The sequence below is a fragment of the Ruegeria sp. SAZD011 genome, assembly GCF_059612545.1.
In genome coordinates this window covers 213292-226161 of record NZ_JBXWQU010000040.1, presented here as the reverse complement: position 1 = coordinate 226161, position 12870 = coordinate 213292, and the positions used below count along the sequence as shown (strand labels likewise).

The window sequence follows — 12870 nt, the reverse complement described above, 5'->3', positions numbered from 1 at the left end:
GTGGGCATCAAGGACACCCAGACCACCACCTGTACCGGTGTGGAAATGTTCCGCAAGCTGCTGGATCGCGGTGAAGCTGGCGACAACATCGGCGCGCTGCTGCGTGGTATCGACCGCGAGAAGGTCGAGCGCGGCCAGGTGCTGTGCAAGCCGGGTTCGGTGACCCCGCACACCAAGTTCGAAGCCGAGGCCTATATCCTGACCAAGGAAGAGGGCGGCCGTCACACCCCGTTCTTCGCGAACTACCGTCCGCAGTTCTACTTCCGGACCACCGACGTGACCGGCACCGTGACGCTGGCCGAAGGCACCGAAATGGTGATGCCGGGCGATAACGTGGGCTTCACCGTCGAGCTGATCGCGCCGATCGCGATGGAAGACGGCCTGCGCTTCGCCATCCGCGAAGGCGGCCGTACCGTCGGCGCCGGTGTCGTGTCGAAGATCATCGAGTAATCGGTGATCCCGAGACGCGTCGTCAGGGATGTGTCGAAGATCATCGAGTAATCGGTGGTCCCGAGACACGCCTGGTTGCTCGAGGAGATTTTCCGCAGGAAAATCTGCCAAGCGCAACAAGGGCGACAAACAGAAAAGGCCGCTCCCCCGGAGCGGCCTTTTTCATGTCCACAAACGACCCGATAACCGAGATTATTCGACGAATAATCTCGAACCAAGCCGAGGGCCAAGGCCGCGAACGACCAGCGGTCTGCTTCATATGTGGGGAAATTCGGGAGAAGAGTGGTAGCGTGAGGCGGACTTGAACCGCCGACCCCAGCATTATGAGTGCTGTGCTCTAACCAACTGAGCTATCACGCCGCAACCACGCGCGGTGACTACCTAAGCCCTGCGACGGTGTCAAACGGAATCCAGACCTTTGGCGCCAATTTTTTCTTTGGCAGAAAAGGGGGAGGGGGCTCTGCCCCCGTCGCCGCAAGCGGCGACTCCCCCGGAGTATTTCCGGCGAAATGAAGAGCGGTTCATGCGCTCTTTTGAATCTCGACACTGTGCGGATAGGGGATCGAGATACCTCCGGCATCGAAGGCTTCCTTGACCTCGCGGGTCAGCGCGAACTTCAGCTCCCAATAGTCCTCGGCCTTGCACCACAGGCGTGCGGTCAGATCGACCGAGCTGTCGCCCAGATTGGTGACCCGGACCCAGGGGGCGGGATCGGCAAGAACACGGCTGTCTGCCCGGGCGGTTCTTTCGACAATCTCCATCGCTTTTCCCGCATCGTCGCCATAGTCGATGCCGAATGTCAGGTCGACGCGGCGGGTGTCATGCGCCGAGTAGTTGGTGATGATCGCACCCCAGGCCTGGCCGTTGGGAACAATGATCTGGACATTGTCCGGTGTCACCAACTCGGTGGTGAAGAGGTTGAGATCACGCACGGTTCCCGAGGTTCCGCCGATATCGACGAATTGACCGAGCTTGTAGGGCCTGAACACCACCAGCATTACCCCCGCTGCCAGGTCGCTGAGTGTGCCTTGAAGTGCCAGGCCAATGGCGAGCGAGGCAGCGCCGAGCACGGCGACGATGCTGGTTGCCTCGATCCCGAAGATACCCAGAACCGCGACCAGAACCATGGCGAGGATCGCCCATTTCACCAGGCTGGCAGTGAAGTTGCCGAGTGTCGGGTCGATTTGCGGGGTTGCGTTGATGCGCCGACGGACCAGGCCGGCGATCATACCGGCAACGGTCCAACCCAGGATCAGCACAACCAGCGCCTTGCCGGCGCTGACGATGAGCGGCCAGATGACCTCGGCCTGGTTCAGATAGTCCTGCATGGTCTTGTTAGCTCCTGTTGATGCGGGTTGCCTTGAATGAACCGCCCCTGGCATTCCGGAGCGGTCGAAACGACAGGCGGGTTGCTCAGCGTTTCAGCGAGTCGCGGATTTCCAGCAGCACGTCGAGTTCCGACGGGCCTGCGGGCGCGGCCGGCTCGGCGGCGGCCTCTTCCCTTGCGGCGGACTCCTTGGCGCGATTAACCGCCTTTACCAGCATGAACACCACCCAGGCGATGATCAGGAAGTTGAACACCGCCATGATGAAGGCCCCATAGGCAAAGACAGACGCGCCGGCCTCGCGGGCGGCGGCCAGCGAGTCAAATGTGGTGCCATCGCCGCCCAGAACGACGAAATTGTTGGTAAAGTCGACGCCACCGGTAAACAGGCCGACAATGGGATTGATCAGATCGTCGACCAGCGATTTAACGATCGCGGTAAAGGCTGCGCCGATAATGATCCCCACCGCCATGTCCATCACGTTTCCCTTGGCAATGAAGGTCTTGAACTCTTTTAGCATGGTCAGTTCCGTGTCTGAGTTTGTGCCGTTGTTGTGTTGCCAGGCTTCGTGGTCGGCCCGGCATAGGGCCAGAAATAGCAGGGAGCGGTGTCTCCGCACGGGGAAAAATAGCGCGGAAACACGTGTTTTTGCAGCAATCTGGGCGTGACCCGGCATTCAGACGCCGGTTTAGGCCTGTTCGCTGCTACACAGCCAGTTGGACAGGGGCGCACAATGCGACCTCTTCTTTCGCCCGGCGGGCAGCATAGGTTGTGTCCGACACCGCAACCGGAGACACGCCATGTTCGATCTTGCCGAATTCCCGATCAGCCGCCGCTGGCCCGCCGCAAACCCCGATATCCTGCAACTCTATTCCTTTCCCACACCAAATGGGGTCAAGGTTTCGATCCTGCTCGAGGAGCTGGGCCTGCCTTATGAGGCACATACCGTGACGCTGTCGGACGCGGATGTAAAAAGCCCCGAGTTCCTGTCTCTGAACCCCAACAACAAGATCCCGGCGATCATCGACCCGGACGGGCCGGATGAGCAGCCGCTGGCGCTGTTCGAAAGCGGGGCGATCCTGCTGTATCTGGCGGAGAAGTCCGGGCGCTTCATCGGGGAGACCGCCGCTGACAAGGCGCGCGTTGTGCAATGGCTGATGTTCCAGATGGGCGGGGTCGGGCCGATGTTCGGGCAGCTTGGGTTTTTCTACAAATTCGCCGGGGTCGAGATCGCGGACCCGCGTCCGCGCGACCGTTATATCGCCGAGGCGCGGCGGATTCTGGCGGTGCTTGACGGGCAGCTGGCGACCCGGGACTGGATCGCGGGCGACTACTCGATCGCCGATATCGCCATTGCACCCTGGCTGCGTGGGCTCGATTATTACGGCGCGCGCGAGGTTCTGGGCTGGGACGGGTTCCCGAATGTTGTCGCCTATCTTGACCGGTTCCTGGCCCGGCCTGCGGTGCAGCGCGGGCTGACGATCCCGGCGCGCGAGGGTTGATCCCCCTCAGACCCGGCGCGACAGGGGTAGAAAGACAAAGACGCCCAGCATCGCCAGCACGATGACAAAGGCGGCAAATTCGAAAGCGGCGGACACTGTTCCGGCGCTTTCGGCCCATATACCGCCCAGGCCGGGCAGGATTGCGAAACAGGCGTAATAGACGGTGTAGAACAGGCCCATGCCGATGGCCCGTTGCTCGGATTTCAGAACGCGGGCGGGCAGGCTGATCAATCCCGCGACCGGGACGCCCGACAAAAGACCGATCAAGGCCATGGTGATCAGCATCGGCGGGACTCGGGGAAACAGGAACAGGGCGAGGCCAAAGAGACCGAGGCCGGTCAACAGCACCGTCGCGGGCCGTCCGGTGCGATCCGTCAGCCAGCCGCCAAATGTGCCGGTAGCGACGACGGTCCAGGACACGACGCTGACCGACAGGCCCGCCAGCTCCAGTGGCATCCCCCGGTCGACAAGCGATGTGGGACCAAAGGACAGCAAGGCGGCGAGGCTGGCGTTGAACGCGCCCCACGAGAACCCGGCAACAAGCACGGCGCCAAGAATAGCACCCTGCGGCACGGCCCGGGCAGGTGTGCCTGTGGTGACGGGTGCTGTTTCGGGGCGGCGATAGAACAGGAAAAAGGCCACCAGGGCGGTCGCGATCAGGCCGGTTTCGACCGCGAACGGCAGGGCGACGCCACACCGGGCCGCCAGCCACGGCTGTACCACAAGCGACAGGCCGATACCGGCAGGCCAGGAGTTGATGAAGATCACCATGGCGGTTGCGATCTGGCGATTGGCGAACCAGTCGAGTACCAGCTTGCTCATCAGGACGTTCATCAGGATGCCGCCGATACCGGCCATCAGCCGGGCAGCGCTGAACACGCTCAACGGCGGTTGCAGCGCCATGATCAACGATCCCGCCGTCATCAGCGCCAGTCCGAAGAGGATCACCCTTTCATCGCCGAACCGGCGAGCGATGCCGCCGCCCGGCAGGGCAACCACCACCCCCGGCAGGAAATAGAGCCCCACGACCCAGCCGAGCCCGGCGATATCCAAGGTATAGGTGTCAGACAGCACCGGTCCGATGCCGCCGATGGTCGCGAATTGAAAGGCCATGGTGCAGCGCACCAGAAACAGCAGGACAAGAATACGCCAGTGCAACGCCATCGTTCCCCCTCCGACAGCAAATGCGACCAGCTTCAGGATAATCCGTTATCCGTCAACGCAAATCGTGTACCGGTCAGGCGGGCAAGGCCCTGGTCAGAACATAGCGCAGGAGAGAGACCACCTGCGCTGGTTCCTCTGCAACGGCCAGAGCCGCAGCATGCACCTCTTTCAGCGCGTGCTGGTGTTCGGGTGGGCTGAGGACGATGATCGACTTGCCCAGTGCCGCGGCATAGCCCGCGTCAAAGGCGGCGTTCCACTGTTTGTACTTGTCGCCAAAGCGGACCACGACAACATCCGCATCGGATATGCCCTTGCGGGTGCGGATCGCGTTCACCATGGCGCCCTTGTGGTCGTGCCAGTACTTGTCAGGTTCGGCGCCCAGGATCGCCACGCCACAATCGTCGCTGGCGGCATGGTCGGTGACCGGGCCCGAGAAGCTGACATCCAGACCCTGTGCTCCGGTCACGATCTGCTCGCGCCAGTCGGTGTGAATCTCGCCCGACAGATAGACGTTCAGGGTCATGCCACTCTCCTTCATCCGCTTTGGGGCGAGCCTAGGGTGCGGTGCCGCCGGGGGCAACCCCGGCCCCTCAGCGGCGGCGCGCGACCAGAAAGCGCCGTGGGTCCTTGGCGGGAAAGCTCTCTTGCTCGACCAGGTCAAAGCCCGCGCGGGTGATGGCATTGTCCAGCTCGGCCTCGGTCAGGAAGGTGACCGGGGGCGCCTTGCCCAGCAGCTGCATCACCGGCAGGGCCAGACGGATCGCGTAGAGTTTAAAGCTGTTTCGTCCCGTTCCGACGCAGAAGGTTTTCGAAATGAACAGCCCGCCGGGTTTCAGCCGGTCATGAATGGCGGCCAGGTGGGCATCAAGGTCATCGACCAGATGCAGCAGGTTGAAGGCAAGCACGGCATCAAACGGGCCTTTGGGCGGGGTCTTGGCAGGTGCCTCGACAAAGTCGACGTTTTCCACGCCTTGCTCGCGGGCCTTGCGTCGCCCCACGGCCAGCATCGCCGGGGCAATGTCGGTGGCAACGATAGCGGCAACATCGGGCGCCAACCGCAAGGCGGTGGTGCCGGTGCCGCAGCCCAGTTCCAGAACCCGGTCGCCGGGCTTCAGGTGGGCGGCGGTGCGTTCGAGTGTATAGTCATAGGATGCCATGTCCGCGATCGGGGTGCGGGCGTATTTCTCGGCGATCCGGTTCCAGAATGTGACGCTGTCAACCATGGGTGTCTCCTTTTGGCGGCAGAATAGTTATGCGCAGAGCCATTAGTAATTGCCGAAATTCGCAGTTTACTTATACAGAAATGCATGAACGATCTGACCAGGCTGGACTGGAACCACATCCGCGCCTTTCTGAAAACCGCCGAGGCGGGATCGCTGTCGGCGGCAGCGCGGCGATTGAACCTGACACAGCCGACGCTCAGCCGCCAGGTCGCGGCGCTGGAGCAGGATCTGGGCGTCTTGCTGTTCGAGCGGATCGGGCGGGCGCTGGTGCTGACCGAGGCGGGGGCCGACCTGCTGGAACATACGCGCGCCATGGGGGCGGCGGCGGAGCGGGTGGCGCTGGCAGCTTCGGGCCAGGTTCAATCCATCGAAGGCCGCGTCCGGATCACCGCCAGCGACGTGATGTCGTCCTATGTCCTGCCCGAGGCGCTGCGCCGCATCCGCGCGAAGGCGCCCCGGCTGGAGATCGAGGTCATCGCCGCCAACGATATCCGCGACCTGATGCGGCGCGAGGCGGATATCGCCATTCGCCATGTGCGCCCCGAACAGCCCGACCTGATCGCCCGACTGATGGGCGAGGCAACGGCGCATTTCTACGCTGCCTCCGACTATCTCGACCGGCGTGGGCGTCCGGCCGCCAAGGGTGACCTGGCCACGCATGATTTCATCGCCTTTGGCGATGTCACCGAGATGCTGAGCCATTTGACGCCGCTGGGCCTGCCGCTGACGCGCGCCAACTTCCGCCTTGGCTCGCAAAGCGGTGTGGTAGCCTGGGATTACGTGCGGCAGGGGTTTGGCATCGCACCGATGGACGATGGCGTGGCCGCCGCCACGCCGGGGATCGAGCGAGTGCTGCCGCAGATGGAGCCGCTGCTGTTCCCGGTCTGGCTGACCGCGCATCGCGAGGTGCATACCAGCCGGCGCATCCGTCTGGTGTTCGACATATTGGCCGATTTCCTGGCCGCTTGAGATGCAAAAGGGCACGCCGAGAGGCGCGCCCTTGAACCGTGATACGAGAGCCGGATCAGCCGCGCAGGGTGCCGCCGGTGGCCTTGGCGACCTTCTCGACGATCTTGGCGCTGACGGCCTCGATATCCTTTTCCTTGAGCGTGGTCTCGGTTGGTTGCAGGCGCACGGTGATGGCCAGCGATTTCTTGCCCTCGCCCAGCGAACCGCCGATGAACTCGTCAAAGACGCGCACATCCTCGATCAGCGCCTTGTCGGCCCCGGCGGCGGCATTGACCAGTGTCAGCGCCTCGACCCCCGCATCGACCACAAAGGCGAAATCGCGTTCGACCGCTTGCAGGTCGCGCAGCGCCAGCGCCTCGCGCGTGGTGCCCGATTTACGGGGCAGCGGCACTTCTTCGGGCCAGAGTACGAAGGCGACCGCCGGTCCCTTGACGTCCATCGCCTGGAGCACGCGGGGGTGCAACTCGCCAAAGATACCCAGCACTTTTTTCGGGCCCAGACAGATGCGGCCATGGCGGCCTGGATGCCACCAGCCGTCGGCCCCACGCAGGATCTGCACCTTGGCGGGAGCGCCCATGGCGGCCAGCACCGCCTCGGCATCGGCCTTGGCATCGTAGAGGTCGACAGCGCGCGCGGCGCCATGCACGTCCTTGGGTCCGGTGCGGCCGACCAACAGGCCCGCGATCTGCGCCCGCTGCTCGCCCGGTTCGCCGCCGTGGAACACAGGCCCCGCCTCAAACAGGGCGAGGTCGGCATATCCGCGTGCCTGGTTGCGGGCAGCGGCGGCCAAGAGGCCCGGCAGCAGGTCGGGGCGCATGTGGCTCATTTCCGACGAGATCGGGTTTTCCAGCATGGTGGCGTCGGTGCCACCGCCGAACAGGGCCGCGGCGGCCTGGTCGATGAAGGTGTAGCTGACGCATTCGTTGTACCCCAGCGAGGCCGCCGTGCGGCGGGCCATCGACAGGCGGCGCTGTTGCGGGGTCATCACCGGTTTCGGCACGCCAGAGGTCAGGCGCGGCAGCGGCTTGCCCACCAGCTTGGTCAGCGAGGCGATGCGGGCCACTTCCTCGACCAGATCGGCCTCGCCCTGCACATCAGGGCGCCAGCTGGGCACATGCGCCATGTTGCCTTCGAGCCGGAAGCCGAGGCGCGTCAGCGTCTGGCGCTGTTCGCTTTCGGGGATGTCCATGCCGACCAGCGACCGCACGCGTTCGGCGTCCAGCTTATAGGCGCGGGAATGGTCGGGGACCGCGCCCGCGATCACCACGTTAGAGGCCTCGCCGCCGCAGATATCGAGGATCATCTGGGTCGCGTGTTCCAGCCCTTCGAGCGTGTATTCGGGATCGACCCCGCGCTCGAAACGATAGCGCGCGTCCGAGTTGATTTTCAGCGCGCGGCCCGCAAGTGCGATCTGCACATTGTCCCAATAGGCGCTTTCGAGGAAGACATTCACCGTCTCTTCGGTACAGCCGGTGGCGTCACCGCCCATGATACCGGCGATGCTCTCGGGGCCTTCGTCGTCCGAGATCACCATCATGCCGGGCTGGAAGGTGTATTCCTTCTCGTCCAGCGCCTTGAGCGTTTCGCCCCCTGCCGCGCGGTGGACGCGCAGGTTGCCCGTGACCTTGTCGGCGTCAAAGACGTGCAGCGGGCGGTTGTGGTCATAGGTCATGTAGTTGGTGATATCGACCAACGCCGAGATCGGGCGCAGGCCGATGGCGCGCAGCTGGTCCTGCAACCATTGCGGGCTGGGGCCGTTGCGCACGTCGCGGATCAGGCGGCCGGTGAACAGCGGGCAGCCATCACGGGTATCCTCGTCGATCGTCACCTTGATCGGGCAGTCAAAATCGCCCGGCACCGGCGCATAGGCGCGGGTCTTCAGCGTGCCGATACCGCGGGCGGCCAGGTCGCGGGCGATGCCCGCCACGCCCAGCGCGTCGGGACGGTTGGGGGTGATCGCGATCTCGATCACCGGATCGACCTTGGCCGGGTCGTTCTCGGCCAGCCAGTCGATGAACAGCTCGCCCACCTCGCCCGAGGGCAGTTCGATGATGCCGTCATGTTCTTCGGACAGTTCCAGCTCGCGCTCGGAACACATCATGCCGTGGCTTTCGACGCCCCGGATGTTGCCGACCGACAGGGTCACGTCGATACCCGGCACATAATCGCCCGGTTTTGCCAAAACCACGGTGATGCCTTCGCGCGCATTGGGGGCGCCACAGACGATCTGCTTGTCGCCCTCGTTGGTTTCCACCACACAGACGCGCAGGCGGTCGGCATCGGGGTGTTGGCTGGCCGATTTGACATGGGCCAGAGTGAACCCGGCCAGCCGCGCGGCGGGATTCTCGATGCCTTCGACTTCGAGCCCCAGATCGGTCAGCGCCTCGGCGATCTCGTCCACGCTGGCGGTGGTGTCGAGGTGGTCCTTCAGCCAGGAGAGGGTGAATTTCATGTCGTCGTCCTGTCCTTGATGCGGGTCAGCCCGTCGCCGGTTCCGGTACGCTGCTGCCAAGGTTCGTTTTGGTCAGACCGGCTTTAGCGGATTAGGTCAGGATGGAAAAGAGTGGACCGCATATGTGCGGGCTGTCAGCTTGCGTTGCGCAGCCGTTCCAGCACCCGCAACGAGGCATAGCCGTCAGGCGCCAGGCCCTGATCCAGCTGATAGTCGCGCACCGCGTTGATGGTCAACGGTCCGATCTTGCCGTCGATCTTTTGGGTGTCGAAGCCGGCGGCGGTCAGGCGCTCTTGCAGCTCGATCCGCTCGTCCAGGGTCAGCGCCCGGTCAGCGCGCGGCCAGTTGCCCCGGATCGGCCCTCCCCCCGCGATGCGGTCGGCCAGATGGCCGACCCCGATCACATAGGCATCGGCGGTGTTATAGGTCTCGATCACCGCGAAATTGTCAAAGATCATGAAGGCCGCGCCGCTGTGTCCGGCGGGCAGCAATATGCTGGCGGGGCCATGGTCGGGCACTGCGTGGCCCTGAACGCCGTGCACGCCCAGAGCGGCCCACTCCGATGGCATCCGCGTCAACTCGCGCCGGGCGCTGGTCAGGTCGAACCCCTTGGGCAGCTGCACCTCGACCCCCCAGGGCTGGCCGGTCAGCCAGCCATTGGCCTTGAGATAGGCGGCGGTCGAGGCCAGCGCGTCGCTGGGGTCGTCGGACCAGATGTCGCGGCGCCCGTCGCCGGTGAAATCCACCGCGTGCTCCTGATACGAGGTCGGCATGAACTGGGTATGGCCCATGGCACCCGCCCAGCTGCCGCGCAGGTCGCGCAGCCGTGCGTCGCCGCTGTCAAGGATGCGCAGGGCGGCGATCAGCTGGTCTTCGAAGAACGCGGCGCGTCGGGTGTCAAAGGCCAGCGAAGCCAGCGAACGCAGGGTGCTGTCGCCCCCGCGCACCGCGCCATAGGCACTTTCCAGCCCCCAGATGGCGGCGACCACATGGCGGTCGACGCCCCATTGCGCCTCGACCCGGATCAGCAGGTCGGCGTGGCGCGCGACGGCCTTGCGGCCATTGGCGATGCGGGCCTCGGACACGGCGGTGTCGAGATAGTCCCAGATCGTCTTGGTGAATTCCGCCTGGTTGCGGTCACGCCGGACCACTTCGGCGTCATAGCTGAGGCCGGGCAGGGCGGCATCCAGCGTGGCCGGGGTGATGCCGAGGGTCAGCGCACGCGCGCGAAACCCGGCCAACCAGGTTTGAAACTGCGCTTCGAGATCCTGAGAGGCAGGCGTGAGTGTAAGCGGCCGCAATACCGGACGCAGCGATTGCGCCACCGCTGGTATCAGCGTGGCGGGGGCCTCTGCCGCAACGCTGCCGCCCAGGCAAATCGCCAGACATGTCAGATACCGGATCATGGGTCGCGCCCTGTTTTGCTGCTCGGCCCCAGACTACCGCGAAAGCGGCGGTGGACAAAGCACTCACGCCTGTTGCGCGCGGATCTGTGCCAGCGCATCGCGCAGCATCGGCACCCGGCGCGGGCGAAAGCTCTGCCCGGTGATCACCAGATCGCGCATCCGGTCCAGCCGGAACACCCGGACATCCATCCGCAACAGGCACCATGCGATCAGCACGCTTGAGCGATCCATATAGACGATGGACAGCGGATAGACAGTCCGCGAGGTGGCCGCGCCATGCATGTCGGTATAGTCGAAACTGACCGCCATTTCGTCCCATGCAGCGGCGCGCAGTTGGGCCACCGGGATGGTCGGCGGCTGGGGGCGGTCAAACCGGGTCGCGGTCAGCACCGCATGGGACAGGCGGTGCGACAGGCGCGGCGGCAGACGGCCCTGAAGCTTGCGCAAGGCGGCGCTGGCGGCCTGGCTGAGGGCCGGATCGCCGATCAGTTCCGCCTCGCGCAGACCCAGAACCAGCGCCTCCAACTCGTCATCGGTAAAGCCGAGCGGGGGCAGGGTGGCGTCTTCGATCAGGGTAAAGCCAAACCCTGCCTCGCCGTCGATCACGGCGCCAAGACCGCGCAGCGCGTCGATGTCGCGATGAATGGTGCGCGGCGAGACACCCAGATCCTGCGCCAGCGCCGTCGAGGTATGCGGCGCCGGGCCCGAGCGCAGGGCCTGCATCAGCTGGAACAATCTTGCGGTTTTGGACATGGCGCAGGGTAACCCGCGACTGATGACAGAAACTGGCATCATGCTGCCCTATCCCGTCGGCAGTTGAAACCAAGGACCGGACAGATGTTGACCCTGATGATGTTTCCCAAGGCCTTCGGGCTTTATTCTGCCAGCCCGTTTTGCGTGAAAGCGGCCTATCTGATGCAGTTGGCCGGACAGCCTTGGCGGCGGCAGGACCTGAACGATCCGCGCCAGATGCCCCATCGCAAACTGCCGGTGCTGCGGTCCCCGGAACGGCTTGTGCCCGACAGTGAAGGTATCCGAGCCTGGCTCGAGGCGCAGGGCGCGGATTTCGACCGGGGCCTCTCAGATGCGCAACGCGCCCATGCCTGCGCGCTGGTCCACATGGCCGAAGATCACCTCTATCCCTTTCTGGTTCTGGACCGTTGGGAGAATGATGCAGTCTGGCCCGTCATACGCGAAACATTCTTTGCCGATATCCCGCGCCTGTTGCGCAAGCCGGTCACCAATCGGATCCGGGCGCAGGTGCTGCGCGGGCTCGACTTTCAGGGCGCCGCCCGGTTCTCTGATGTCGAAAGGCGGGATCGGCTCGAGCGGAGCTTGGAGGCGCTGACCGCGCTCTTGTGGCAGAAGCCCTTTCTGTTTGGCGAGTATCCGACCACCGCAGACCTGTCGGTGGCGCCGATGCTGGCCGCGATGCGGGCAACACCCGTTGCCACGCCTTTGCAGCGTCGCATTGCCGGCGACAGGGTTTTGTCGGACTATATCGACAGGATGGATGCGACCCTGCCCCTGACATGACCGACCCAATGGATTCAACGGTTGTTTCGGTTTGCGGCCTGTCTGACCGCACAGCGCGGGTCTGGTCAACCTGCGCGCGCTGGCTGGCCATCTGTTGCGCCGACCCCGGATCACTGCTCGAAACGAACGGCGCGCCCCATGCCTGGAGGAACATGAGGCGCGCACTGGGTGCGACAACCGAGGGAGGTCCGGTTTATCGCGAATGACCCACGCGCCCATCAAACCGCAGGGGCGCGCGGATCTGAGGTTAGTTGACCGACTTTGCCTCGATCCGTTCGGGCATGTCGGCAGGTTGCGCTGACGCGATCTCGATCCGGCGCGGTTTCAGCGCCTCGGGAATCTCGCGTTTCAGGTCGATATGCAGCATGCCGTTTTCGTGGCTGGCGCCAGTGACGCGCACGTGATCGGCCAGCGTAAAGCGGCGCTCGAACGCGCGGGTGGCGATGCCGCGATGCAGATAGGTCCGTTCGGCCTCGTCTGCAGCCTTGCGGGCGGAAACCACCAGGGCATTTTCCTTGACCTCGACCGACAGGTCACTATCGGCAAAACCGGCCACGGCGATCGAGATGCGATAGGCGTCTGCGGCGGTTTTCTCGATGTTATAGGGCGGATAGCTGGGCTGCCCCACGTCGCTGGACATGACCCTGTCCATCAGATCGGCAATCTGGTCGAAACCGATGCTGGCGCGGTGCAGCGGGGCGAAATCGAAACTGCGCATATGTCGTAATCCTCTTTTTCGAGCGATTGATGTCAAAGCCCTCCGTCACGGACGGGCGGTTGAATGCCCGGACCCCGCATTGCGGCGGCCCGGTCAAACTGACATGGGAAAGCGCAGAAGTGTTT

Annotated in this window: 13 protein-coding genes and 1 tRNA gene; 4 read left to right on the top strand and 10 right to left on the bottom strand. The window is 64.2% G+C overall.

Going from position 1 to position 12870, the window contains the following annotated elements:
- A partial coding sequence (locus tag AC2FLM_RS20540) for an EF-Tu C-terminal domain-related protein (RefSeq protein ID WP_496859758.1) occupies window positions 1-450 on the top strand: 450 nt, incomplete at its 5' end.
- Between the two features lie 283 nt (window positions 451-733).
- Here the strand turns inward: AC2FLM_RS20540 and AC2FLM_RS20535 are convergent.
- The 3 genes from AC2FLM_RS20535 to mscL form a co-directional block, all read right to left on the bottom strand.
- Window positions 734-810, bottom strand: a tRNA-Met gene (locus AC2FLM_RS20535).
- A gap of 161 nt (window positions 811-971) precedes the next feature.
- On the bottom strand, window positions 972-1778 hold the full coding sequence (locus AC2FLM_RS20530; protein WP_496859756.1) for a mechanosensitive ion channel family protein: 807 nt from the start codon (window positions 1776-1778) through the stop codon (window positions 972-974).
- Between the two features lie 85 nt (window positions 1779-1863).
- Window positions 1864-2295, bottom strand: coding sequence for a large conductance mechanosensitive channel protein MscL (mscL, locus tag AC2FLM_RS20525; RefSeq protein ID WP_234144661.1), 432 nt, complete (start codon window positions 2293-2295; stop codon window positions 1864-1866).
- 280 nt (window positions 2296-2575) lie between these two features.
- Here mscL and AC2FLM_RS20520 point away from each other — a divergent pair, with 280 nt between their 5' ends.
- Window positions 2576-3277, top strand: coding sequence for a glutathione S-transferase N-terminal domain-containing protein (locus tag AC2FLM_RS20520; protein ID WP_496859754.1), 702 nt, complete (start codon window positions 2576-2578; stop codon window positions 3275-3277).
- A 6-nt stretch (window positions 3278-3283) separates the two neighbouring features.
- Here the strand turns inward: AC2FLM_RS20520 and AC2FLM_RS20515 are convergent, their stop codons facing one another.
- The 3 genes from AC2FLM_RS20515 to AC2FLM_RS20505 form a co-directional block, all read right to left on the bottom strand.
- On the bottom strand, window positions 3284-4441 hold the full coding sequence (locus AC2FLM_RS20515) for an MFS transporter (RefSeq protein ID WP_496859752.1): 1158 nt from the start codon (window positions 4439-4441) through the stop codon (window positions 3284-3286).
- A gap of 73 nt (window positions 4442-4514) precedes the next feature.
- A complete protein-coding gene (locus AC2FLM_RS20510) occupies window positions 4515-4964 on the bottom strand; it encodes a YtoQ family protein (RefSeq protein WP_496859750.1) in 450 nt (149 codons plus the stop codon).
- Window positions 4965-5031: 67 nt separating this feature from the next.
- Window positions 5032-5664: a class I SAM-dependent methyltransferase gene (locus AC2FLM_RS20505; protein WP_496859748.1), complete on the bottom strand. Its 633-nt coding sequence runs from the start codon at window positions 5662-5664 to the stop codon at window positions 5032-5034.
- Window positions 5665-5748: 84 nt separating this feature from the next.
- Between AC2FLM_RS20505 and AC2FLM_RS20500 the strand changes: the two genes are divergently transcribed.
- Window positions 5749-6633: a LysR family transcriptional regulator gene (locus AC2FLM_RS20500; RefSeq protein ID WP_496859746.1), complete on the top strand. Its 885-nt coding sequence runs from the start codon at window positions 5749-5751 to the stop codon at window positions 6631-6633.
- A gap of 55 nt (window positions 6634-6688) precedes the next feature.
- Here the strand turns inward: AC2FLM_RS20500 and pheT are convergent, their stop codons facing one another.
- The 3 genes from pheT to AC2FLM_RS20485 form a co-directional block, all read right to left on the bottom strand.
- Window positions 6689-9085, bottom strand: coding sequence for a phenylalanine--tRNA ligase subunit beta (pheT, locus tag AC2FLM_RS20495; RefSeq protein ID WP_496859744.1), 2397 nt, complete (start codon window positions 9083-9085; stop codon window positions 6689-6691).
- Window positions 9086-9219: 134 nt separating this feature from the next.
- On the bottom strand, window positions 9220-10491 hold the full coding sequence (locus tag AC2FLM_RS20490; RefSeq protein ID WP_496859742.1) for a lytic murein transglycosylase: 1272 nt from the start codon (window positions 10489-10491) through the stop codon (window positions 9220-9222).
- 63 nt (window positions 10492-10554) lie between these two features.
- Entirely contained in the window at window positions 10555-11244 is a 690-nt protein-coding gene (locus AC2FLM_RS20485) for a helix-turn-helix transcriptional regulator (RefSeq protein WP_496859740.1), read from the bottom strand.
- Window positions 11245-11328: 84 nt separating this feature from the next.
- Here AC2FLM_RS20485 and AC2FLM_RS20480 point away from each other — a divergent pair, with 84 nt between their 5' ends.
- Complete coding sequence (locus AC2FLM_RS20480) at window positions 11329-12027, top strand: glutathione S-transferase family protein (protein ID WP_496859738.1); 699 nt, start codon at window positions 11329-11331, stop codon at window positions 12025-12027.
- A 247-nt stretch (window positions 12028-12274) separates the two neighbouring features.
- Here the strand turns inward: AC2FLM_RS20480 and AC2FLM_RS20475 are convergent, their stop codons facing one another.
- On the bottom strand, window positions 12275-12745 hold the full coding sequence (locus AC2FLM_RS20475) for an Hsp20 family protein (RefSeq protein ID WP_234144465.1): 471 nt from the start codon (window positions 12743-12745) through the stop codon (window positions 12275-12277).
- Window positions 12746-12870: the final 125 nt, after the last annotated feature.